Here is a 22,428-nt window from a genome sequence, read left to right on the forward strand (position 1 = left end):
AGGACCGTGGGCGACCACCATCCACGGATGGTCACGATGACCGACGTCGCCCGCGCCGCCGGAGTCTCGGTGAGCACGGTCTCCCACGTCGTCAACGGGACCCGCCTGGTCGCGCCGAAGACCCGGGAGCAGGTGCATCGCGCGATGCGGCTGCTCGGCTACGAGCACCACCCGATCGCGCGGTCGCTGGCTGCCGGGTCCAACCAGACGATCGGCCTGGCCATCACCGCGGCCTCCAACCCGTACTGGGTCGAGCTCATCCAGGGCATCGACGGCGAGGCCACCCGGGCCGGGCTCAACGTCATCATCGTGGACACCCGCGACGACGCCCGGCATGAGGCATCCACCGTCGCCAACCTGCTCGCCCATCACATCGAGGGCCTGGTCATCGCACCGGCCGTCGGTTGGCGCGAGCTCACGCTGCCGCTGCTGCGGGACCACCCAGTGCCATATGTGATCGTCGACCGGATCGACCCGGACCTGCGGGTCGACCAGGTCGGCGTCGAGAACGAGGCCTCGACCGCGGCGGTCGTCGACCACCTGATCTCGCTCGGTCACACCCGGATCGGTATGGTCGCCGGCATCGCCGGGCTCTCCACCAGCGCGGAGCGACTCCGCGGCTACCGCCTCGCCCACCAGCGGGCGGAACTGCCTGTCGATCCGTCACTGGTTCTGGACGGATCGTCAACCAGCGAAGGCGGTCGGAAGGCGGCGCTGGCGTTGCTGGATCTTCCCGATCCACCGACCGCGGTGTTCGCCGCCAACAACAACATGACGATCGGCGCGCTCGCCGCCCTGAAGGCCGCCGGCGTCCGGGTGCCGCGGGATCTCGCCGTTGCCGCCTTCGACGACTTCGCCTGGGCGGACCTGTTCAGCCCAGGCCTGACCACCGTCGCTCAACCGTCCGCGGCGATCGGCGCCCGCGCAGTACAACTGCTGCTCCGCCGCATGACCGACCCGGACGCGCCGCCGCAAACGGTCCGCCTCCCCGCCGAGATCATGCACCGCGAGTCCTGCGGCTGCACCCCAGCCCACCGCTAGCGTCCGAAGTACCGGAGGTCCTGCCCCACGGTCCTTCGGACGCAAGCGCCCGCGAGCAGCGCCCGTGCGACTGCGTCCGAACAACCGGAGGTCCTGCCCCGCGGTCCTTCGGACGCAAGCGCCCGCGAGCAGCGCCCGTGCGACTGCGTCCGAACAACCGGAGGTCCAGCCCCGCGGTCCTTCGGACGCCAGCGCCCGTGAGCTGCGCTCGGACGGAAGCGCCCCGCGCGGCTGCGTCCGAAATACCGCAGGTCCAGCCCCGCGGCACCTCGGACGCAAGCGCCCGCGAGCAGCGCCCACGCGACTCCGTCCGAACAACCGGAGGTCCAGCCCCACGGCACCTCGGACGCAAGCGCCCGCAAGCACCCGCGCGGCTGCGTCCGAAGAACCGGAGGTCCTGCCCCGCGGTTCTTCGGACGCAAGGGCTTAGTGGCTGCCGGGAACCTCTGCCTTGGTCTCTAGGCAGGCGGGTCCATGTGGCCCAGTTGGACCATGATGCTGGCGGTGTCGTAGTAGATCGCGACCTCCACCGACTGGTCGTCCTGCCAGCGGACCAACTCGCAGAACGGCAGGTCCAACTGCCGGCCGGTGGCTGGCAGTTCGCCCAGCGGGCCGTCGTTCACACCCCGGCCCTGGAACCGCGAGATCGTCCAGTCACCCGATTCCAGGTAGGTCGCGTCGGCGATCCGGGCGTCTGAGAACGCGGACTTCCAGGCCGCGAGCCAGCCGGTCACCTGCTCCTTGCCCTTCAGCGTGAGACCGCGGGCTTCGTCGGTGAGGACGATGTCCGGCGAGAAGTACTCCGCGGCCTCCTCGGCCCCCTTCTCACTCATCGCTCGGTGCACGTCCTGGTGAAGCTCGATGTTTGACATGACCCTGCTCCCCTTCGGGGCGCCGGTCCGCGCACAGATGCCCCAGGCCCACGCGACAGGCCCCGATGACCAGCCCCGGCCGCCCCCTGATCTCCCTCACGCTCCTCCCCCCGACGCTCGCTGGCAAGAGGCAGTCATGGCCAGGTCAGCGAGGTCATCAGAGGCGCGGCCCGCGATCGCCAGTAGGTCGCCGTGCCAACGCCGCCTGACGGAGTCCCTCGAGCACTTCCTCGGTCGTCTCCCAGCCCATGCAGGCGTCGGTGATCGACTGGCCGTAGGTGAGTTCGCGGGTCGGGTCGAGGTCCTGGCGGCCCTCCACCAGGAACGACTCCAGCATCACCCCGACGATCGCCCGGTTGCCGCCTGCCACCTGCTGGCCGATCTCGGCGGCGACCTCCGGCTGGCGGCGGTGGTCCTTGCGGCTGTTGCCGTGGCTCGCGTCGACGACGACCCGCTCCGGCAGACCCGCCTTGCGCAGCAACTCCTGAGCACCCGCGACGGAGCCGGCGTCGTAGTTCGGCCCGGCGTCCGAGCCGCGCAGTACGAGATGGCAGTCGGGGTTGCCGCGGGTATGCAGGATCGCGGGAGCACCGTCGTGGGCGATACCTGTGAACACGTGCGGGACAGCGGCCGCCTTGATCGCGTCGACCGCCGTACCGATGCTGCCGTCCGGGCGGTTCTTCATCCCGATCGGCATCGACAGACCGGACGACAACTGCCGGTGCACCTGGCTCTCCACGGTCCTCGCCCCGATGGCGCCCCAGCCGACGGTATCGGCGATGTACTGCGGGGTGATGGGGTCGAGGAACTCGCACCCGACAGGGAGTCCCTGGGCGAGCACTTCGAGCAACAAGGCGCGGGCGGTTCGCAGGCCGGTGTTGACGTCACCCGAACCGTCGAGGCCCGGGTCGTTGATCAGGCCCTTCCAGCCGAGCGTGGACCGGGGCTTCTCGAAGTACACGCGCATCACCACGAGGAGCCCGTCGGACAGCCTCTCGGCGACCGGCTTGAGGCGCTCGGCGTACTCGAGCGCGGCCTTAGCGTCGTGCACCGAACACGGGCCGACGACAACGAGTAGGCGATCGTCCGTGCCGTCCAGCACGTTCGCCACCGCCTGCCGTCCGGCGACGACGGCTTCCGCGAGGCTTTCGCTCAACGGCAACTCGTCATGCAGCGCCATCGGCGTGATCAGCGGGACGGTCTTCTCGATCCGTCTGTCCACGACCGCGCCAGCGGTGGCCTGCTTCGGGAGGGTGCTCATCAGTGGGACCTTTCCGCCGGACTTCCGCGGTCGTTCCCGAGGACAGCGCCGGCTGAGAATGAGAAAAGGCAAGGACGACTGTCCTTGCCTCGAGCCGGCTCTGGTTCTTGTAGGGCGTCAGCGTTCAGCCGAGTCGCCCGGCACCAGGGCCGGCCACTCAAAAAACTGCCAATAGCTGCGCTTCACGTCACCAACGCTACCACCCCCCGAATCCCAGCTGCCAAACCGATGGCCTCGCCAACCGCCCGTGGCGCAGGGTCAGGGTCGACTGGCGGGTTGCTGGGCCACTGTCGGCAAATTTGGGCGCCATTGGTCCAAGAAGCCGTTATCGGTGGCAACGAGGCGGGCGGTGTCACTGGGTGAGATCAGACATTTCCGTCGTGTAACCACCGTGGCTGGTGGGTCGTTGAGGGTCGCAACGACATGAACGTCGGGGTTCCGTCCGGGTCGAGGTTCAAAGGGGTGCAGCACGGTGGCAGGTCCGCTCGGGGGTCAGGGTCCACTCGGTTGTCGCCCTGCCGGGGCCGGACGGTGAGGCCGCGGACTTTCGAACTCGTCCGCTATCACGACCTCAGCGGCGTCTCCGGCACCGGCGTGGTGGCCGAGGGTTGCGTATTCACCGACGGGTCGGTGGCGTTGCGCTGGCGGGGCAACAACCCCGCGACCGCGGTCTGGCCGGACCTGGACTCGGTGCTGGCGGTGCACGGGCACCAGGGCGCGACGGAGGTCCGCTGGCTGGAACCGGCCGAGCCTGACCTCGGCAGCGACCTCGACCACCTGTTCGGCGCGCCCCACAGCGTTCGTCCCCCGAGCGGGATCGCCGATCCCGCCGGCCTTCCGAGCGGCCACGCCCGAGGCTGGGCGGGCGCTCGTCATCTCAGGTAGAACTGGCTCGTGACCCAGATCTACCTGGTCCGGCACGGCCAGCCGGACTACGAGCCGATCGACAGCCGGGGCTGGCCGGGGATGGCGGCTGACACGGCGCCGCTCAGCCTGCAGGGGACCAAGCAAGCCGAGGCTGTCGCGGATCTGCTCAGCGGCATCGGCGCCACCTATCTGGTCAGCTCGCCGTTCACCCGGGCCTTGCACAGCGCGGCGATCATCGGCCATCGGCTCGCCCTCGGCGTCCGGGTCGACTACGACCTGCGCGACTGGCTTCCTGACCACACCGGCTCCTGGCGTGGCACAGCCGACGTACGGGCTGCACGGGCCGAGTTCGACGCGTACGACGGCGAGTGGCCAGAGGGGGTGCCACGGCCCTGGGAACCGCTCTCACGGGTTCGTGAGCGGGCACGTGCGGCCCTGGCGAGGCATACCGCGAGCACGGACGGCCCGGTCCTGGCGATCACCCACTCGATGGTCATCCGCGCCCTCACCGGCGAGCAGGACACCGCGCACGGCTCCCACGAGTACTACCGCTACGACCCAGCCGACGATGTCTGATCGGCCTCGCTTCCACCCGACCGGCCCCCAGGTGCTCGCCGTGATCGCTCTCGGCGGCGCGATCGGCGCTCTGGGCCGCTACGGCTTGGCCGAGGCGATGCCACATCGCGCGGGCACGTTTCCGTGGGCGACCTTCCTGACCAACGTCAGCGGCTGCCTGCTGATCGGCGTCCTCCTGGTCGTGATCACCGAGGCCCGGACGGTCCACCCGCTGAGCCGTCCGTTCCTCGGCACCGGGGTTCTCGGCGGCTTCACGACCTTCTCCACGTTCAGCGTCGAGACGGAGGGGCTGCTGGGCGCCCACCCGCTGGCCGCCGTCACCTACTTCTTCGGCACCGTCGCGGCGGCCCTGCTCGCGGTACAGACCGGGGTCGTGGTCACTCGGCGCGCGACTCGACCAGGAAGGCGCGGACGATGACTTTGGAGACGACCCCCGCGGTCAGGCTGACGATCCTGATCGGCGAGGACGACCAGTGGCAGCACCGGCCGCTGTACGACGAGATCATCCGGCGCGCCCATGCCGCCGGACTCGCGGGCGCGAGCGTGTTCCGCGGCGTCGAGGGCTACGGCGCGAACAACCACATCCACACCACCAGGATCCTCAGCCTGAGCGAGGACATGCCGGTCGCGATCATGATCGTGGATCGCGAGCCGCTGGTCCGGGAGTTCGTCGCCGGCCTGCGAGAGCTGCGGATCGAGGGATCGATCACCCTCGAGCCCGTCGAGGTCGTTCGGCTCACCCCGCCTGACGCCGGATGACCGTACTGCTGGTGGCAGCGGGGGCGGCGATCGGCGCTCCGCTGCGGTACCTGGTCGACCGGACCGTCCAGCGCCGCCGCGACTCCCCCTTCCCTTGGGGCACCTTGACGGTCAACGTCGCCGGGAGCTTCATCCTCGGCCTCCTCACGGTGACCACGGACAGCACGGTCACGCTGCTGCTCGGCGTCGGCTTCTGCGGAGCGTTCACGACCTACAGCACGTTCGGCTACGAGACGATCCGGCTGGCAGAGGAGGGCGCCCGCTGGTACGCCGTACTCAACGTGCTGGTGAGCCTCGCCGCGGGTCTGGCTGCGGCGACCCTCGGGATCCTCCTCGCGCGTGCGCTGAGCTGATCAGACTCAGGTCCGCACAGCTCGCACCAAGGTGTCCACGGCGTCGGCGAGGGAGCTGACCCAGGCGTCGGGTTTGCCCGGCGCCTGCCAACCGGGCCCACCGACCACCAGCGAGTACGACGGCCGGGTCCGCGCCAAGGTCCGCAGCGCGTCAAGATCGGCAGTTCCCGGCGCACTCGACCAGATGAACACCGCGGCGGGCCGGATCCGCCGTACGGCAGTCGACAGCGAGCTCACCGGAGTCGCGGCACCCAGGGTCCGCACCCGCACGGCGCGCTCGGCCAGCGCAGCGGCCACCGCCAGCAGTGGAAGCGCGTGATCCTCCCGCTCGAGACACGCCAGTACTACGGGCCGCTCCGTCTCGTCCGGCTTGAACCGCTCGACCGCGCGGCGGGTGTGATAGCGAAGCCCGCCCGCGACCGCGTCGGATGCCAGATGCTCGACCTCGACGCAGGCACCGGTCCGCTCCCACTGGTCGCCGACCCCGACGAGAAGCGGCACCAACCGGCTCGTCCACGCCTCGACCGCGCCCGACCGGTCGAGGCTGCGGGCGATCTCGTGGGTCAGCCGTTCGCCGTCCATCGCGTTCGCGAGCTCGAAGAGGTCCGCGAGCTTGCCGGGCCCGCCGGTTCGCGACCGTCCGCCGGCCGATCGGCCGGCCCTCCTCGGGACCAGGTGGCCGCGCCCGCGGGTGCCCTCGGCAATAGAAGTGGCGGATGTCACAGTCGGTGACGGGTCGGGATACAACCGGTCACGAACGACCGACGCTGCCTCGGCCGTCGGGACACCCTGGTTCACCATTCGCAGCATCGCCCCCAGCCGGGCCAGATCCTCCAGGCTGTAGCGGCGGTGACCACCCGTTGAGCGTGCGCTCGGGCTCAATCCGTACCGACGTTCCCAGCTGCGGAGAGTAGGCGCGGCGATCCCCAGACGACGCGCGGCGGCCCCCACGGTGAGGGTTTCAGTGTCGGGCGCCACGGCTTTCATGATGCCCGCTCCGGGCCTCCGGACGGCGGAAAACGCCACGAGCCGATAACAACTCGACCGAAGTTCGAGACAACAAGGGTTGAACTACGCATGAGTTGAGCATAGTTTTCACCGAGCGCCCGTCCGCGCTCACGGTGAGTCAAGGAGGTTGCCATGTCGAGAGGGATGCCTCGCCTACCCCGCCCGCTCATGGATCTGTGGGACTGGCAGTCGCAGGCCGCTTGCCGCGACGTCAACCCGGAGCTGTTCTTCTCCCCCGAATCGGAGCGTGGCGTTCGCAAACGCGCTCGCGAGATGGTGGCCAAGTCGCTCTGCGGTACCTGCCCGGTCCAGCCCGAATGCCGTCAGCACGCTCTCTCGGTGGGAGAGCCGTACGGCGTCTGGGGTGGCACCACGGAATCCGAGCGGGACAACGTCGTACTCGCCGAACACAGGAAGTCCGCCTGACGGCCGCCGGGAAGTGAACCACCCGGCCCATCCGGGTCCGGCCACTCAACGGCCGGGCCCGGACCCAACCCCAGCGGCCTCACCCGCCGGAGGTTGATCGCAAGCAGACCCGCGAGTCCCCCCAGCACTGCGCCTTTGCCCCGGGGCTTCGCACCAGGACCACGACCTAGGACCAGGACCAGGCACGCCCGGCGCTCAGCCGCCAGCGGCCAGCGCCGGCAAGTGTGCTCAGGGTTTGCCGTCGTCCGACTCGGTCGGCGCACCGGACTCGGTGTCGCGGGGCTTCTTCTTCGCCTCACGGGCCTTCTCGTCCTCGGTCTGTGCCTTGTCAGCCGGGCTCGAGGCGTCCGGAGTGTCCTTCGGAGCCGGCTTGCCCTTGGACCGATCGCCCGGGGTCGGCGGCCGGACCGTAGTACGGGGGTCGCGGAAGCGCTCCAGGGACGCGAGGAAGTCCGGATCGTCATCGGGTGCTACAGGTCGTCCCGGCGTCGTGGCGGGCCGCACCGGTCGGTCGCGGCGCGCTCCACCAGTGTTACGCGCCATCAGCAGCCAGACGATCGGCCCCACGAAGGGCACGAACACGATCAGGACTACCCAGACCAGCTTCGGCAGGTAGGGAACATCCTCATCGCGGGTCTGGATGCAGGAGAAGAGCGCGTAGACGCTGAGCGCCAGGCTGATCAGGAACGGCAGAAATCGGACCACGCTCCAACAGTACGGGGCTTGTCACGTGGCGCGGGTGAGACCACGTGCGCGGAGCACGGAGTTCTCCAGCGGACGGAACACCAGCAACTCGATCCCGACGCCGACGACGAAGATCAGCAAGACCCCGGCGAAGACCATCGAGATGTCGGACAGGGACATGCCGTTGTGCAGGTACTGACCTAGTCCCTCACCCAGATCCGGCGAGGTCGCGATCAGCTCGGCCGCCATCAGCGACCGCCAGGAGAACGCCCAGCCTTGCTTTAGCCCGCCCAGGAACCCGGGCAGGGCCGCGGGTAGAAGGATGTACCTGATCCCGCCCCACCGCCCGGCACCGAGCGCTTTGCCCACCCGCGGCAGGATCGGCGGCACCTGGTCGAGACCGGACACGAGCCCGTTGGCGATCGACGGCACGGCACCCAGCAGGACGACCCAGTAGATCGCCCGGTCGTTCAGGCCGAACCACAGGATCGCGGCCGGCACCCAGGCCACCGACGGCAGGCTCTGCAGGCCCGACACCAGTGGTCCGACACCGCGGCGCACCACGGTGATGTTGGCGATGGCGAGGCCGAGCGGGAGCGCGATCAGCAACGAGATCGCGAATCCGATCACTGCGCGGTGCACCGACACCCAGAACAGCTCGACGATCTTCCCGGTCGTCACCAGCTGCCAGATCTGCGACCAGACGTCGACCGGCGCGGGCAGCTTGAACTCGGGCCAGAACGCGGCCGCCCAGAGGAGCTGCCAGATCACCACGAACAGCACGATCGCGCCGACAGGCGGCAACACCCGGCTGACGATCCGCCGCAGCAGGCCGCCGTCGTTCGAGTTGACCGGTGTGTCCAGCGCATCCAGCCCGGCCTCCACCGACCCGGCGTACGAGTCGGTCGAGACGCGGTCCTGCAACTCGGTGGTGTCAGGCTGCGGCATGACTGCTGATCACCGTCCGGAGAGCTGCGTTGATCTCGTCCACAGCACCGGTCTCCCCCGCCCCGGACAAGCCGTCGACGTCCCACTCCTGCACAACGCGACCCGGCCGGGAGGACAGCAGTACTACGCGCTGCCCCAGCCGGACGGCCTCGCGCACGTCATGTGTCACGAACAGGATCGCCGTACCGGTAGCACGCCAGATCCGCAGCAGCTCACCCTGCAGCACGTCCCGGGTGATCGCGTCCAGCGCGGAGAACGGCTCGTCCATCAGCAGCAGTGACGGCTTGCCGGAGCCCGAGCCGGTGTTGTCCGTGGTCGACGCGAGCGCCCGGGCCAGAGCCACGCGTTGCCGCATCCCGCCGGACAGTTCGTGCGGCCGCTTGTCACCGAGCCCGGCCAGCCGCACCAACTCGAGCAGCTCCGCCGCCTTCGCGCGACGCGCGGCCTTCGACACCCCTGCCATCCGCAGCGGCAACTCGACGTTGCCGGCAGCGGTCAACCACGGCATCAGCGCGGCCTCTTGGAACACGACCGCGGGCCTTGACGAGTTCAGCTCGATCCGACCGCTGGTGGGCTGGTCCAGCCCGGCGACCAGGTTGAGCAACGTGGTCTTGCCGCAGCCCGAGGCACCCAGTAGGCACGCGAACTCGCCGGCGCCTACTTCCAGGTCGACCTGGTCGAGCGCGACCACAGCCTTCCGGCCCTGGCCGAAGGCCTTGCCGACCTGGTGGAACCGGACCGGCTTCAGCCCGGGAACGACTGCCTGACTGGCCTCGAGCGTCGCGGTCATCGTCTGCCTCCTGAGTAAATCCGGATCACGGTGCTGCTACTTCTTGTCCAGCCCGGCGGCATCGACCGTGGGCTTGCCCGCCTTGGTCAGTACCTCGTTCAGTGGTCCGAGGTCGGCGAATCCGGAGACGCTCGGCGCTTGCTTCGCGATCCCGGCGGTGACCTGGTCCTTGGCGAGCTGCGGGAACTGCGCGGCGATCGGGTCGGCGGTGATGGTGATGTTCGCGAAGGCCCGGTCGATCACGGCCGGCTTCAGCGCCTTGCCGGTCAGCTTCAGCAGTTGGTCGTTCACGACCTTCTTGGTCGCGGTCGCGTCCTTGGCGCTGGCGTCGATCGATGCGACCAGACCGGTGAGCAGCGCCTTGACCGTCGCCGGGTGCTCCTGCAGGAACTGCGTCCGCACGATCAGCACGGTGGTCGGGAACTTGCCGTCCGGCCAGATCGAGGCCTCGTCCAGCAGCACCTTCGCGCCGGCGTCGAGGACCAGCCGCGAGGACCAGGGCTCGGGCAGCCAGGCGGCGTCCACATCACCCTTCTTGAACGAGTCCAGCGTCTGGGCGTTCTCCAGGTTGGTGATCTTCACCTTGCCGGTCAGGTTCTTCTCGGCCAGCCACTTCTTCAGCGAGACGTCCTGGGTGTTGCCGAGCTGCGGCGTCACCACGGTCTTGCCGACCAGGTCCTCCGGCTTGGTGATGGTCGGCTTGACCACCAGCTGAGCACCGCCCGAAGTCGCACCCGCGATCAGCCGGACCGCCTCGCCGTTGGACTTGGCGTAGGCATTGATGGCTGGACCGGAACCGATGAAGGTCGCGTCCAAGGAGCCGCCGAGCAGTGCCCCGACAGCTTCCGGACCGGCGTTGAACTTGGTCGGCACCAGCTTGGTGGTGCCCAGTTCCTTGGTGAACAGGCCCTCGCCGAGGCCGACGAGCGCGGCCGCGTGAGTGACGTTCGGGAAGTAGCCCAGCCGCAGTTCGGTGGCCGGGCCCTTGTCGGTCGAAGCAGCGGGCGACGCGTTCGTCTCGGCTCGCGAGCAGCCGGCAACGGCTGCGACGAGGGAAACGACGGCGGCCGACACGGCCAGGACACGGGTCGGACGGAAGTTCGTGATCCTCACAAAAATGACCTTCAGGTGCGGGCGACCGGTCGGTCGCGGGCTGGCGTGATCAGAGCGGGCTAGGGGGCACCAGGGGTCAACAACAAGCCGCGGACGCGACGCGGAGCAGGTCAACGTGACGACGACGCGTGAAGGCGCCGACGGTGGGGGCGACGTTGAGCTGCATGCCGACCATGAAAGCAAAGAAAGTACAGCGACGGGGCTTTGTTTCGGGATATGAGACGGGAAATCGCGATCTGAGACAAGTAAGCCCTTTCCGGCGGGACCGATCAGGACGGCCGCCGGCTCCGAAGTCCATCCGGCAGTGCAGAGAAATTGTTCGAAACTTATGCACCTGGAAGGCTTCGGCTATGACTGGCCATCGCCCGACCGCCGCGGTTCTCGGCTCCGGAATCTCCGGTCTGACCGCGGCCTACGTACTGAGCCGGACGCATGCCGTCACCCTCTTCGAGGCGGACGACCGGCCCGGCGGCCATGCCCACACCCACGACGTGACGGATTCGGCCGGTACGCCGCTGCGGATCGACACCGGCTTCATCGTGCACAACGAGCGCACCTACCCGAACTTGCTGAGGTTGTTCGCCGAGCTCGGGATCAGGACCCAGCCGACCGAGATGAGCATGAGCGTGCACTGCGACGGCTGCGGACTCGAGTACGCCGGTGGCCGCGGGCCGGGCGCGCTCTTCAGCCAGTCGCGCCGCACGGTGGATCGCCGGTTCCTGCGGATGCTCGCCGAGGTGCCGCGGTTCCACCGCGAGGCTCGGGCGGTGCTCGCGGCCGGCGACGATCTTCTGACCTGGGGTGACTTCCTCAAACGGCGGAAGTTCTCGCCGTACTTCGTGTGGCACTTCGCAGTACCGCTGGTGTCCTGCGTCTGGTCGTCCGGGTCGGTGGATGCCGCCCGCTATCCCGCGCGTTATCTGTTCCGGTTCCTCGAGCACCACGGGATGTTGTCGGTCGGCGGAGCACCGCGCTGGCGGACCGTCACGGGAGGTTCGCGGACCTACGTCGATGCCGTCGTCGACCGGATCGACACGGTGCGGACCTCGACGCCTGTTCGCGCCGTGTTGCGTCATGACGACGCGGTTGAGGTGATCACGGCCGACCATCATCCGACCGAGTTCGACCGTGTCGTCGTGGCGACCCATGCCGATACCGCGCTCGACCTGCTGGGCGACGCGACTCCCGAGGAGAAGTCGTTGCTCGGCGAGTTCCGGTACTCCGTGAACCCGACGTGGTTGCACTCGGATACATCCGTGCTGCCTGCGTCCGATCGTGCCCGGGCCTCTTGGAACTACCGCATGCGTGGTTGTCAGCAGGACGAGCCGCAGGTTCTGGTCAGCTACTGGATGAACCGCCTCCAGAGCTTGCAGTCCGCGGATGAGCACCTGGTGACATTGAACCCGGATGGTTGGGTGGATCCGGCGACCGCGGTGAAGCGGATGACCTACACGCATCCGGTGTTCACTCCCGAGTCGGTCGCGGCGGCTCCCGCGCTTCGAGCTGCCGGCGGGGTGCGGCTCGCTTTCGCGGGCGCACACCTCGGCTGGGGATTCCACGAAGACGGCTGCCGCTCAGGAGTCGAGGCCGCGGCCAGGCTCGGCGGCGCATGGTGATGTTGCCTGTGCTGCCGGCGTTGGTGCCAGGCCGGGTCACCCATGCGCGGCGGATGCCAGTGCGCCACCGGTTCGGCCACCGCACCTACCAGTGGCTCGTGGACGTGGATGAACTTCCGCGGTTCGGCGCACTCGCCTCCTTCTCCCCCTCCGATCACCTGGGCTCGGCCGACCGCTCCCTGCGGGAGAATGTCGCGGCTTTCGCTGCTGCACAAGGGATTCCGCTCGCGCCCGACGATCGGGTCGTGATGCTGGCGAACGCGCGCGGCCTGGGCTACGTCTTCGATCCCCTCAGCGTGTTCTGGTGTCTCACCTCGGCCGGGGACGTGCGTTGCGTAGTACTGGAGATTCACAACACGTACGGCGAGCGGCATGCGCAGCTGGCGCGGCCTGATGGGGACGGGCGGTTCTCGGTCGGCAAGGACTTCTACGTCTCGCCGTTCTTCTCGGTCGACGGGCGGTACGACGTGACGCTGCGGCTCGATCCCGAGCGGGTGTCCGTCGCTATCGACCTGACGCAGGGCGATCAGCGCGTGTTCTCCGCCGCGTTCTCCGGACGGCCACGTCCAGCGCGGGCCCTCGCGGTGCTGGGTGTGGCGCTGCGCACGCCAGCTGCGACCTATCAGGTGTGGGCGCTGATCCGAATCCATGGTGTGTGGCTCTGGCTGCGCCGCCTCCCGATGATCCCGCGAAGGCGTCACGTTCCTCCGGAGGGAGTCTGATGAGCACGCTGCAACTGATCGACACCGACCGCTGGCCAGGAGTCGCCCGTACGCCGAACAGTCCGCTGCGGGCCGAGGCGGCTCGCCTGATCCTGCACCGCGCGGTTCGGGACCTGCCGGTGGTCGTGCTGCTACCGGACGGCACCCGGCTCGGCTCGGGTGGGGCGGGCGCACCGGTGATGGAGATCGTGTCGGACGCGTTCTTCCACCGGATCGGCGCCGACCTCAAGATCGGATTCGGCGAGGCGTACATGGCCGGCGACTGGCGGGCCGGACGCGGTACGGACCTGGCCGATCTGCTGACTACGTTCGCGAGCAGGCTGACCGAGTTGGTGCCGCCGGTAGCGCAGCGGTTCCGCAAGTTGGTCGAGCCGCGCCTCGCCGACGAGAACGACCGGATCGGTGCCCGTGCGAACATCGCCCGGCACTACGACCTGTCGAATGAGCTATTCGCGACCTTCCTCGACCCGACCCTGACCTACTCCTCGGCCTGGTTCTCCCCAGCTGCCGACGGATACGACCAGGTGGCTGCCGGGTTCCACGAGCTGGGTGCGGCGCAGGTCCGCAAGATCGACGGAGTGCTCGACTTAGCGGGGGTCCGCGAAGGATCGCGAGTGCTGGAGATCGGCACCGGCTGGGGACAACTGGCGATCCAAGCCGCACAGCGCGGCGCCGAGGTCACGTCGATCACCTTGTCCACCGAGCAACGCGACCTTGCCCGCCGGCGCATCGCCGAGGCGGGCGTGAACGCCACCGTGGAGCTGCGCGACTACCGCGACGTCGAGGGTCAGTACGACGCGGTCGTCAGCGTCGAGATGATCGAAGCCGTCGGCGAGCGGTACTGGCCGACGTACTTCGCGACGGTGGACCGCGTGCTCGCGCCGGGCGGCAGGTTCGGCCTGCAGTCGATCACCATGTCGCACGACCGGATGCTGGCGACCCGGCACGCCCAGAGCTGGGTGCACAAGTACATCTTTCCCGGCGGGCTGATCCCCTCCTTGACCGCGATCGAGCAGACCGCCGCGACCGCGGGCGGGCTCACAGTCGTAGGACAGCGAGATCTGGGGCCGGACTACGCACGCACGCTGAGATTGTGGCGCGAGCGGTTCACCTCCCAGGCCCCGGTGGTGGCGAACCTTGGTTTCGACGCGACCTTCCGGCGGATGTGGGAGTTCTACCTGGCCTACTCCGAGGCCGGCTTCAGGGCCGGCTACCTCGGTGTCTCGCAACTGGCCCTCATCAGGAGGTGAGTCATGGATCTCGCCGGACGCAGGGTCTGGATCATCGGTGCCTCCTCGGGCATCGGCGCGGCACTCGCGACCGAGCTCGTCGAGCGAGGTGCGGCCGTGGCCATCTCCGCCCGGCGAGCCGACGACCTCCGCGCGGTGGCGGGCGATCGGATGGCGGTGGTCCCGCTTGATGTCACTGACGCCGCGCGGGTGCCGGACGCGCTGGCGCAGGTGGTCGAGGAACTCGGCGGGCTCGACATCGCGGTACTGAGCGCCGGTTACTGGAAGCAGATGGACGACTTCGATGTCGAGTCGTTCCACCGGCATGTCGAGGTGAACCTGGGTGGGTTCGCCAACTGCCTCGGCGCGGTGATCCCGTTCCTGCGCGCCCGCCGCGCGGGGATGATCGTCGGGATCGCCTCGGTCGCCGGGTATCGCGGTCTGCCCGGCGCTGAGGCTTACGGCGCCACCAAGGCGGCGCAGCTCAACCTGCTGGAATCCCTGCGAGCCCGCCTGCGCCCGAACGGCGTCGACGTACTGACCGTCTGTCCTGGCTTCGTGGAGACCGAGATGACGTCGGAGAACTCCTTCCCGATGCCGTTCATCGTGTCGGCCGAGGAGGCGGCGCGCTCGATCGCGAACGGGATCGAGAAGCGGTCCGCGCGGATCGTGTTTCCCTGGCAGATGGCGCTCCTGATGAAGGCCGCAACCCTCGTCCCCGACCGCCTCTGGGCTCTCGCCCTCACCCCTCGATCCTGAGCTGGCCGGATGTGGACAGGAAGCTTGCCTGCTGGTTGGTGGGTACGTACGGTCCTGCGGGATACTGGCGTCGTCTGCTGAGGAGCTCTGCCCAATGGTCGAAGGCGTAGCGGACGACTGGACCCGCGGTGGGCCGCTGGTGGTAGACCGGCTGACAGTCGAGTACGCCGAGAACCCGTTGGGCACGGATATCCGTCGGCCCCGGCTCGCGTGGATCGCGACTGCCGCCGGGCATGGAGCCACCCAGTCGGCGTACCAGGTGCTGGTGGCGTCCTCCGCCGAACTGCTCGCGGCCGGCACGGGTGACGTGTGGGACTCGGGGCAGGAGTCGTCGGACGCCTTTCGGGTTGAGTACGACGGGCCTGAGTTAGCCCCGCGTACCAGGTATCACTGGGCCGTTCGCCTGTGGGACGGGCTGGGACGAGTGGGACCGTGGAGCGACCCCGGGTGGTTCGAGACGGGGTTGCTGGACGAGGGATTCGGCGCTGCGCAGTGGATCGGCGGCAACCACGAGACCGAGGCGGCTCCTCTGCTCAGGCGGGCGTTCGTCGTCGATGGATCGGTCGAGCAAGCCCGGCTGTATGTCAGTGGGCTCGCGTATGCCGAACTGCGGCTGAACGGGCAGCGGGTCGGTGATGCCGTGCTGGACCCAGGGTTCACGGACTACGACGACACCGTCCTCTATGTGACCCACGACGTGACGGACCTGCTGCAAACCGGCGACAACCTCCTGGGCGCCGAGCTGGGTCGCGGATTCTTCGGAATGAAGACCCCGAACGTGTGGCGCTGGCACCAGGCGCCCTGGACCGGCGAGCCCCGACTGCTGGCACGCCTGGTGATCACGCGTACGGACGGAACCACCACCGAGGTCCACTCTGATGAGACCTGGCAGGTGACGTCAGGTCCGACCGTCTCGGACTCGCTCTATGCCGGTGAGACCTACGATGCCCGGCTTGCTCTACCCGGGTGGGACGCTCCTGGTTTCGACGACTCCCTCTGGTCGCCGGCGACCGTCATGCCGGCTCCCCGAGGTCGTGTTCGAGCACAGGAGCACGAACCGATTCGCGTGGTCGAAGAGGTCGCTCCGGTCGAGGTCACCTCGCCGCGCGAAGGTGTCTGGGTCGCCGACTTCGGCCAAACCACGGCTGGGTGGACCAGGCTGAAGGTGAGTGCCCCAGCTGGGACGAAGATCAGCCTGCTGCACGGCGAGACGCTGACGGGCGACGGCATGGTTGCCGCGGTCAACCGACACGTCGAGGGCGACCGCTTCCAGCTCAACGAATACGTTGCTGCTGGCAACGGCGTCGAGGAGTGGGAGCCGCGCTTTTCCTACAAGGGGTTTCGCTATGTGCAAGTGGGAGGCGCTGTTCAACCCGAGCTGACGCTGTGCGTCGTTCATTCCGACGTCACAGAGGTCAGCCGGTTCTCGGCGAGCCAAGGTCTGTACGAGCAGATCGAGCAGGCGATGCGGAGAACCGTGCTGAACAACCTGCACGGCATCCCGACGGACACGCCGGAGTTCGAGAAGAACGGCTGGACCGGCGACGCGCAGGTCGGTGCTCAGACGATGACCGGGATGCTGGATCTCGCCCGGTTCTTCACGAAATGGCTCGGCGATCTCCGCGACAGCCAGCAGGCGGACGGTCAGTTGCCGGTGATCGTGCCGAGCAGCGGCTGGGGCCTCACCGAGCTCTCCCCCGCCACCGAGTGGTCCACGGTCTACCCGTTCCTGCTGCACGAGATGCACCGGAGCTATGGCGATGAACGGCTGCTCGCGGAGCACTGGGACTCCGTCCGCCGCTACATCGATTGGGAACTCGCGCGAGTCGTCGACGGCCTGTCGCTCAGCGTTCTCGGCGACTGGATCCCCCCGGGCTACCCTGCCGGCCCACCGCCCGAAGACCGCCGTCTGACCGGTACGGCGTACTTGTACCGCGCGGTGATCGCCACAGCTGAGATCGGCGAACTCCTCGGCCGGGCAGCCGACGCGGATCGCCTGCGGAAGTCCGCGGCCGAACTGGCGGACGGGCTGAACCGAGCCTTCCTCGACCGGGAAGCCGGGCTCTACCGGACGGACAAGGACCCCGACTACCGGCAGACCTCGAACGCTCTGCCACTGGCGTTCGGCCTGGTCCCGGAGGACCTGGTCCCCCGGGTCGTGGCGAACCTGGTCGCGGACGTCGAGGCCCGCGGGTTCCACCTCAACACGGGATGCCTCGGGGTCGGCGTACTGCTTCCTGTTCTCACCGCGCACGGGCATGGCGACGTAGCGGCCAAGATCGCGCTGCAGCGGACTTATCCGAGCTGGGGTTACTGGTTCGACCAGGGCGCCGACACGATGTGGGAGATGTGGGAGGACGACACACGGTCGCGCAACCACTACTTCCAGGGAACCGTCGCGCAGTGGTTGCTCGAGAATGTCGCGGGACTCCGCAACGTCGCCAACGGCTGGGAGCGCATCCTGGTGCGACCCGACGCCCGGGACGACGTGGACTCCGCCTCGTTGCGAACCGACACGGTCCGCGGCCGCGTTGCCGTCTCCTGGCGTCGCGTCGGCCGGGTCTTCGAGCTCGACGTGCAGGTGCCCGTCGGATCGACCGCCTCGATCCACGTTCCTTCGTCAGCTGTCACCGAGGTTGCGGCCGTGCCGGCGCCGTACGCCGGGGAACCGGTCCAGCAGGACGGCTACACGATCTACACGGTCGGATCCGGTCACTGGCACTTCACGAGCCGGGGTTCCTGAAGCCGGCCGTCGGCCTGGACCGGATCGCCGGTCCAGCCGGGCCGAATTAGGCGAGCCTGGTGAACAGCAGATCCCGGCAGACCCGCCCCTCAGCATGGGCGCGTGCCTCGAACTTCGTGGTCGGACGCCAATCAGGCCGCGGCGCCCAACCGTCGTACTGGTTGCGCAAGGTCGGTTCCGCCTCGCAGATCTGCAGCATCCGGTCCGCATAGTTCGCCCAGTCCGTTGCCAGGTGCAACGTTCCGCCCGGTGCCAGCCGGGACGCGACCAGCGCGACGAACGGCGCCGTGATCAACCGCCGCTTGTGATGCCGCTTCTTCGGCCACGGATCCGGGAAATAGATCCGTACGCCGTCTAGCGACCCGGGCGCCAGGTGGTCCCGCAGGAAGTCCAGCGCATCGCCGTGCAGCAGCCGCACGTTCTCGAGCTCGTGCTTCTCCACCCACAACATCAACTGGCCGAGGCCGGCCGGGTAGACCTCGGCCGCCAGGTGATTGACCTCGGGACTCGCCGCAGCCAGCTGCGCCGTGGCATGGCCCATCCCCGACCCGATCTCCAGCACGGTCGGGGCTTTCCGCCCGAACCAAGCGGCGAGGTCGACCGGACCCGCCAGGTCCTCCAGCCGCTGGCCCAGTTCAGTCCAGTTGGTCCGCCAGACGCGCTGCTGCCCAACCGTCATCCGCACACTCCGCCGGACGTGGCTGAACACCCCCGCCTGCCGGACCTCATCCACCGTCTCCACCCACCCAACCTACCCAAACCCCCCGCTGCCGCCGAGCTACCCCAGCCCCCGACCAGCCCGTGCCCGAGTACCCGACAGCGGGATATAGGACCGCTGGCGCCAAAACTTGACGCCACCGGCCGAAGAACCCGCCAGCCGACTCCAGCCCCGCAGCCGACGTACCGGTTGCGAAGCTGCAGGTGGGCGGCAGTCGGGACGGAAGGCCCCGGGTGAGGGGTGGTCAGTCGCCCCAGAAGAGGCGGTCGACCACGTTGCGGGCGCGGCGGGTCTGGCGACGGTAGTCGTCGGAGAAGCGGGAGGTCTCGCCCGGTGGGTAGCCGCAGATCTGGGCGACCGCGGCCAGGTCGCCGGGATCGCGGGGCAGCGAATCGCTGGGCCGGCCCCGGACGAGCATGATCGCGTTGCGGATGCGCGTCGCCGTCTTCCACGCGCGCTCCAGGACCTCCGCATCGCGTGGCTCGACCAGCCCTGCCTCGACGGCTGCACGCAGCGCGCCCAGCGTGCGGGTCGTCCGCAGGCCCGGCACCCGATGAGCCTCGCGCAGCTGCAGCAGCTGCACGGTCCACTCGATGTCCGCCAGCCCACCGCGCCCCAGCTTGGTGTGGGTCGCGGGGTCTGCACCGCGCGGCAACCGCTCGGCGTCAACCCGCGCCTTGATCCGGCGGATCTCCATCACGTCACGCTCCCGGATCCCGTCTGCCGGGTATCGCAACGGATCGATCAACTCCCGGAAGGCCTCGCACAGCTCGGGATCTCCGCAGAGCGGATCCGCCCGCAGCAACGCCTGCGCCTCCCACACGGCCGACCAGCGCGCGTAGTACGAGGCATAGGAAGCGAGCGTTCGCACCAGCGGCCCCTGGCGCCCCTCCGGCCGGAGATCCGCGTCGACGACGAGCGCCGGATCAGCACCCGGCAGTGCCAGCAGCCGCCGGACTTCGCTCGCCACTTGCGTCGCGAAATCCGTCGCCTCCTTCTCGGACGCACCCGGCAGCGGGTCGTGCACGAACATCACGTCCGCGTCGCTGCCATAGCTCAGCTCGTGCCCACCGAACCGCCCCATCGCGACGACGGCCATTTTGGTGGGCTCCGGCTCGCCCTTCGCCACGGTCCGTCGGGCCACCGCGAGCGAAGCGGTCAGGGTGGCGACGGAGATCGTGGTCAGCGCCTCACCGACCTGCTCGACGTCGACCAGTTCGGACAGATCCGCCGCCGCGACGCGGAACAGCTCCCGCCGGCGCACCGCACGGATCGCCGCCACCGCGGCCTCGGGCTGATCCTGCCGTCGCGCGGCCGCGGACATCTCGGCCAGCAGTGAATCGGCCGCCCGCGGAGTCAACTCACGCTCGTCGGCCAACATCGCCGTCGCCTCGGGAGCACGCTGCAGGAGGTCCACGGCGTACCGCCCGCTCGCGAGCAGGTGCGCGAGCCGCTCGGCGGAGGCACCTTCATCGCGCAACTGCCGCAGGTACCAAGGCGTCGCGCCGAGCGCGTCCGAGATCGTGCGGAACGCGAGCAGTCCCGCGTCAGGATCAGGCGACTCGGCGAACCACCCGAGCATGGCCGGCAGCAACGCCCGCTGGATCGAGGAACGCCTCGACACTCCTTCGGACAGCGCCTCGATGTGCCGCAGCGCCGAGGCCGGGTCGTCGTACCCCAGAGCCGTCAGCCGTTGCTTGGCGGCCTCGGGCGTCAACCGCACCTCCTGGCCCGGAATCCGCGCCACCGCGGCCAGCAGCGGTCGGTAGAAGAGCTTCTCGTGCAGCCGCCGTACTTCGAGGCCGTGCTTCTTCCAGGCCGCGGTGAGATCGTCGATCGGGTTCTTGGTGAACCCCAGCGACCGGCCCAGCCTGCGCAGATCGTCGTCGTCCTCGGGGACCTGATGCGTACGCCGCAGCCGGTACAGCTGGATCCGATGCTCCATCGACCGCAGGAACCGGTACGCATCCGCGAGCACCGCCCCGTCGGTCCGCCCGACATAGCCTGAGGCGGTCAACTGCTCGAGCGCGACCAAGGTGGTCCCACTGCGCACCGACTCGTCGCTGCGGCCGTGAACCAGCTGCAGGAGCTGGACCGCGAACTCCACGTCCCGCAGACCGCCCGGCCCGAGCTTCAACTGCCGATCGATGTCGGCGGCGGGGATGTGGTCGACCACCCGCCGGCGCATCGCCTGGACATCGTCGACGAACCCCTCACGGTCCGCCGCCGACCAGACGAGCCGGCCCATCTTCTCGGCATAACGCCGGCCGAGCTCGACATCCCCCGCGACCGGCCGGGCCTTGAGCAATGCCTGGAACTCCCACGTCTTGGCCCACCGACCGTAGTACGCGAGATGGCTGTCGATGGTCCGGACCAGCGGGCCTGACTTCCCCTCGGGTCGCAAGGCGGCATCGACAGGCCAGAGCGTCCCTTCGGCGGTGTGCGCCGAGCAGATCCGCATCGCGGCGGATGCCAACTGGGTGGCGGTTTTCAGCGCAGGCGCCTCGGGCTCGCCCGCCAGCGGTTCAGCGACGAAGAGCACGTCCACATCGCTGACGTAGTTGAGCTCCCGCCCACCACACTTGCCCATGGCAATCACCGCGATGCGGCAGTCGGCCGCGCCCGGATGCGCCTCGAAGTACTGGTTGCGCGCAATCTGCAACGCCGTCTCCAGGGCTCCCCCAGCAAGATCAGCCAGTACTACGGCCACCTCGTCGACGAGTAATCCCTCAGCGAGATCCCGCGCCGCCAACCGCAGCAGCAGCCGCCGGTATTCCACCCGCAGCGCGTCCACCGGGTTCGGCGCATCCACGGCCGTGGCGAGCAGTGCGACGACGTCGTCATGCGTCGGCCGGGATCTGGCCAGCGCGGGATCGGCCAGGTCGTACCAATGCCGCGGGTGCACAGTCAGATGCCGCCCGAGCGCCTCGCTCGCACCCAGCACGCTCGTCAGCCGACGCCGGAAGTCCGGGTCCACCTCGAGCGTGCGCGCGAACGCCGCGAGGTCGTACCCGTTGTGGTGCAGCGCCTCGGCCGTGCCGAGCAGGCCCTGCAGCGCGAGGTCGGGATCGGGCGACTCCGACAGCGAGGTGATCAGCTGATCGGTCGCCATCGGACTGCGGGGATCCAGCGCATCCAGCTGATCGAGCATCCGGCCCGCCCGCCGCGAATCGGCGAAACCGATCCGGGCCAGCCGCCCCTCACCCGAACTCCTCCGCACCTCGGCCACCCCCGAAGGCTACCCACCCGGTCGGTGCCGGCGCGGCGGACACCGGGGCGTCCGCATCTCGGTAGCGGCTCGGCGGGGTCTCGGGGAGATTGCGGTCAACACTCGGAGTTGTCTGGCGGATTCGGTCCGTAATGGGCATGATGGCTGGCTATGGTCATGATGACGGGGTCGCTTTCTATCCGGGGCACGGTGGTCTGGTTGACACCGCAGCAGGGTGGGCGAGTGTCCGGGCCGCCTGAGCCGGACTACGACTACGACTACACAGCAACCGCCTACCTCCCGCCCAGAACGGCGGACGACGGGCAGGCCGGGGTCGCGCTGCGCCGGTTCGCGCCGGGCGCCTGGCGTTCGCCGGCCGAGGGGATCCTGGTGCCGGGCAAGGGCAACCGCGCCCAGCAGGTCGTGCCCGGGTGCATCGTGGTGGTCACCGAAGGAGTCCGGCCGGTCGCGCTGTTCACGGTCGAGGAGGTGTACGCGCTCGCACCCGACGGAACTCCCGTGGTGGAGCCCGTCCCGGACCTGGACATCACCGGCCTCACCACACTCCGCCCGCCGGCCGAGCCCGAGACGCCGTACCGGCACTCCACCGCCGCCTCCCGCTGGTCCACCCCCGACCACGCCGACGCCAGCTGACTCTTCCCGCCCGCTGCGTCCGAAGAACCCGGGGTCCTGACCTCACGTTCTTCGGACGCAAGCAAGCGAGCGGGCAGGCGC

At 69.1% G+C, this 22,428-nt stretch carries 23 protein-coding genes; 13 read left to right on the forward strand and 10 right to left on the reverse strand.

What is annotated here, in order from left to right; all coding sequences use genetic code 11:
* Positions 1 to 27: 27 nt before the first annotated feature.
* The gene (locus ABD210_RS17340; RefSeq protein WP_344112599.1) at positions 28 to 1,041 is read left to right on the forward strand and encodes a LacI family DNA-binding transcriptional regulator; all 1,014 of its coding nucleotides are present in this window, start codon (positions 28 to 30) and stop codon (positions 1,039 to 1,041) included.
* 458 nt (positions 1,042 to 1,499) lie between these two features.
* Here the strand turns inward: ABD210_RS17340 and ABD210_RS17345 are convergent, their stop codons facing one another.
* Both ABD210_RS17345 and ABD210_RS17350 read right to left on the reverse strand, forming a co-directional pair.
* A complete protein-coding gene (locus ABD210_RS17345; protein WP_344112600.1) occupies positions 1,500 to 1,913 on the reverse strand; it encodes an ester cyclase in 414 nt (137 codons plus the stop codon).
* Between the two features lie 157 nt (positions 1,914 to 2,070).
* Positions 2,071 to 3,174: a 3-deoxy-7-phosphoheptulonate synthase gene (locus ABD210_RS17350; RefSeq protein ID WP_344112601.1), complete on the reverse strand. Its 1,104-nt coding sequence runs from the start codon at positions 3,172 to 3,174 to the stop codon at positions 2,071 to 2,073.
* 531 nt (positions 3,175 to 3,705) lie between these two features.
* Between ABD210_RS17350 and ABD210_RS17355 the strand changes: the two genes are divergently transcribed.
* The 5 genes from ABD210_RS17355 to crcB (ABD210_RS17375) are packed head-to-tail and all read left to right on the forward strand — an operon-like array spanning position 3,706 to position 5,729.
* The gene (locus ABD210_RS17355; protein WP_344112602.1) at positions 3,706 to 4,059 is read left to right on the forward strand and encodes a hypothetical protein; all 354 of its coding nucleotides are present in this window, start codon (positions 3,706 to 3,708) and stop codon (positions 4,057 to 4,059) included.
* Between the two features lie 9 nt (positions 4,060 to 4,068).
* Positions 4,069 to 4,617 (forward strand): histidine phosphatase family protein, encoded by a 549-nt coding sequence (locus tag ABD210_RS17360; protein ID WP_344112603.1) that lies wholly within the window; start codon positions 4,069 to 4,071, stop codon positions 4,615 to 4,617.
* Positions 4,610 to 5,035 (forward strand): fluoride efflux transporter CrcB, encoded by a 426-nt coding sequence (crcB, locus tag ABD210_RS17365; RefSeq protein WP_344112605.1) that lies wholly within the window; start codon positions 4,610 to 4,612, stop codon positions 5,033 to 5,035. Before ABD210_RS17360 ends, crcB (ABD210_RS17365) begins: the two co-directional genes overlap by 8 nt.
* Positions 5,032 to 5,376, forward strand: coding sequence for a DUF190 domain-containing protein (locus tag ABD210_RS17370; protein ID WP_344112606.1), 345 nt, complete (start codon positions 5,032 to 5,034; stop codon positions 5,374 to 5,376). Before crcB (ABD210_RS17365) ends, ABD210_RS17370 begins: the two co-directional genes overlap by 4 nt.
* Entirely contained in the window at positions 5,373 to 5,729 is a 357-nt protein-coding gene (crcB, locus tag ABD210_RS17375) for a fluoride efflux transporter CrcB (RefSeq protein ID WP_344112607.1), read from the forward strand. The genes ABD210_RS17370 and crcB (ABD210_RS17375) overlap by 4 nt, the downstream gene beginning before the upstream one ends.
* 6 nt (positions 5,730 to 5,735) lie before the next feature.
* Here crcB (ABD210_RS17375) and ABD210_RS17380 read toward each other — a convergent pair whose 3' ends face one another.
* A complete protein-coding gene (locus ABD210_RS17380) occupies positions 5,736 to 6,707 on the reverse strand; it encodes a MerR family transcriptional regulator (RefSeq protein WP_344112609.1) in 972 nt (323 codons plus the stop codon).
* A 162-nt stretch (positions 6,708 to 6,869) separates the two neighbouring features.
* Between ABD210_RS17380 and ABD210_RS17385 the strand changes: the two genes are divergently transcribed.
* Entirely contained in the window at positions 6,870 to 7,163 is a 294-nt protein-coding gene (locus ABD210_RS17385; protein ID WP_012920258.1) for a WhiB family transcriptional regulator, read from the forward strand.
* A 228-nt stretch (positions 7,164 to 7,391) separates the two neighbouring features.
* Here the strand turns inward: ABD210_RS17385 and ABD210_RS17390 are convergent, their stop codons facing one another.
* From ABD210_RS17390 to ABD210_RS32485, 5 genes are all read right to left on the reverse strand, one after another.
* Positions 7,392 to 7,868: a PLD nuclease N-terminal domain-containing protein gene (locus ABD210_RS17390; protein ID WP_344112610.1), complete on the reverse strand. Its 477-nt coding sequence runs from the start codon at positions 7,866 to 7,868 to the stop codon at positions 7,392 to 7,394.
* A gap of 21 nt (positions 7,869 to 7,889) precedes the next feature.
* A complete protein-coding gene (locus ABD210_RS17395; protein ID WP_344112612.1) occupies positions 7,890 to 8,795 on the reverse strand; it encodes an ABC transporter permease in 906 nt (301 codons plus the stop codon).
* Positions 8,782 to 9,585: an ABC transporter ATP-binding protein gene (locus ABD210_RS17400; protein WP_344112613.1), complete on the reverse strand. Its 804-nt coding sequence runs from the start codon at positions 9,583 to 9,585 to the stop codon at positions 8,782 to 8,784. The genes ABD210_RS17395 and ABD210_RS17400 overlap by 14 nt, the downstream gene beginning before the upstream one ends.
* A 36-nt stretch (positions 9,586 to 9,621) precedes the next feature.
* A complete protein-coding gene (locus tag ABD210_RS17405) occupies positions 9,622 to 10,698 on the reverse strand; it encodes an ABC transporter substrate-binding protein (RefSeq protein ID WP_344112614.1) in 1,077 nt (358 codons plus the stop codon).
* 76 nt (positions 10,699 to 10,774) lie between these two features.
* A complete protein-coding gene (locus ABD210_RS32485; RefSeq protein WP_425552683.1) occupies positions 10,775 to 10,996 on the reverse strand; it encodes a putative leader peptide in 222 nt (73 codons plus the stop codon).
* Between the two features lie 52 nt (positions 10,997 to 11,048).
* Here ABD210_RS32485 and ABD210_RS17410 point away from each other — a divergent pair, with 52 nt between their 5' ends.
* The 5 genes from ABD210_RS17410 to ABD210_RS17430 all read left to right on the forward strand — a co-directional run bounded on the left by ABD210_RS17410 (position 11,049) and on the right by ABD210_RS17430 (position 17,767).
* Complete coding sequence (locus tag ABD210_RS17410; protein WP_344112616.1) at positions 11,049 to 12,314, forward strand: NAD(P)/FAD-dependent oxidoreductase; 1,266 nt, start codon at positions 11,049 to 11,051, stop codon at positions 12,312 to 12,314.
* Positions 12,308 to 13,036 (forward strand): DUF1365 domain-containing protein, encoded by a 729-nt coding sequence (locus tag ABD210_RS17415; protein WP_344112617.1) that lies wholly within the window; start codon positions 12,308 to 12,310, stop codon positions 13,034 to 13,036. Before ABD210_RS17410 ends, ABD210_RS17415 begins: the two co-directional genes overlap by 7 nt.
* Positions 13,036 to 14,286 (forward strand): class I SAM-dependent methyltransferase, encoded by a 1,251-nt coding sequence (locus tag ABD210_RS17420; protein WP_344112618.1) that lies wholly within the window; start codon positions 13,036 to 13,038, stop codon positions 14,284 to 14,286. The genes ABD210_RS17415 and ABD210_RS17420 overlap by 1 nt, the downstream gene beginning before the upstream one ends.
* Positions 14,287 to 14,289: 3 nt before the next feature.
* A complete protein-coding gene (locus ABD210_RS17425; protein ID WP_344112619.1) occupies positions 14,290 to 15,024 on the forward strand; it encodes an SDR family NAD(P)-dependent oxidoreductase in 735 nt (244 codons plus the stop codon).
* Between the two features lie 94 nt (positions 15,025 to 15,118).
* Positions 15,119 to 17,767, forward strand: a complete 2,649-nt coding sequence (locus tag ABD210_RS17430) for a family 78 glycoside hydrolase catalytic domain (RefSeq protein WP_344112621.1) — start codon at positions 15,119 to 15,121, stop codon at positions 17,765 to 17,767.
* 46 nt (positions 17,768 to 17,813) lie between these two features.
* Here the strand turns inward: ABD210_RS17430 and trmB are convergent, their stop codons facing one another.
* Together trmB and ABD210_RS17440 are read right to left on the reverse strand one after the other, a co-directional pair.
* On the reverse strand, positions 17,814 to 18,509 hold the full coding sequence (gene trmB / locus ABD210_RS17435) for a tRNA (guanosine(46)-N7)-methyltransferase TrmB (RefSeq protein ID WP_344112622.1): 696 nt from the start codon (positions 18,507 to 18,509) through the stop codon (positions 17,814 to 17,816).
* A 220-nt stretch (positions 18,510 to 18,729) separates the two neighbouring features.
* Positions 18,730 to 21,714 carry a bifunctional [glutamine synthetase] adenylyltransferase/[glutamine synthetase]-adenylyl-L-tyrosine phosphorylase gene (locus tag ABD210_RS17440; RefSeq protein ID WP_344112623.1) on the reverse strand — a complete coding sequence of 995 codons (2,985 nt, stop codon included), beginning with the start codon at positions 21,712 to 21,714 and terminating at the stop codon, positions 18,730 to 18,732.
* Positions 21,715 to 21,864: 150 nt separating this feature from the next.
* Here ABD210_RS17440 and ABD210_RS17445 point away from each other — a divergent pair, with 150 nt between their 5' ends.
* On the forward strand, positions 21,865 to 22,347 hold the full coding sequence (locus ABD210_RS17445) for a hypothetical protein (protein WP_344112624.1): 483 nt from the start codon (positions 21,865 to 21,867) through the stop codon (positions 22,345 to 22,347).
* Positions 22,348 to 22,428: the final 81 nt, after the last annotated feature.

The organism is Kribbella alba (assembly GCF_039529635.1).
In the GTDB taxonomy this organism is placed as follows: domain Bacteria; phylum Actinomycetota; class Actinomycetes; order Propionibacteriales; family Kribbellaceae; genus Kribbella; species Kribbella alba.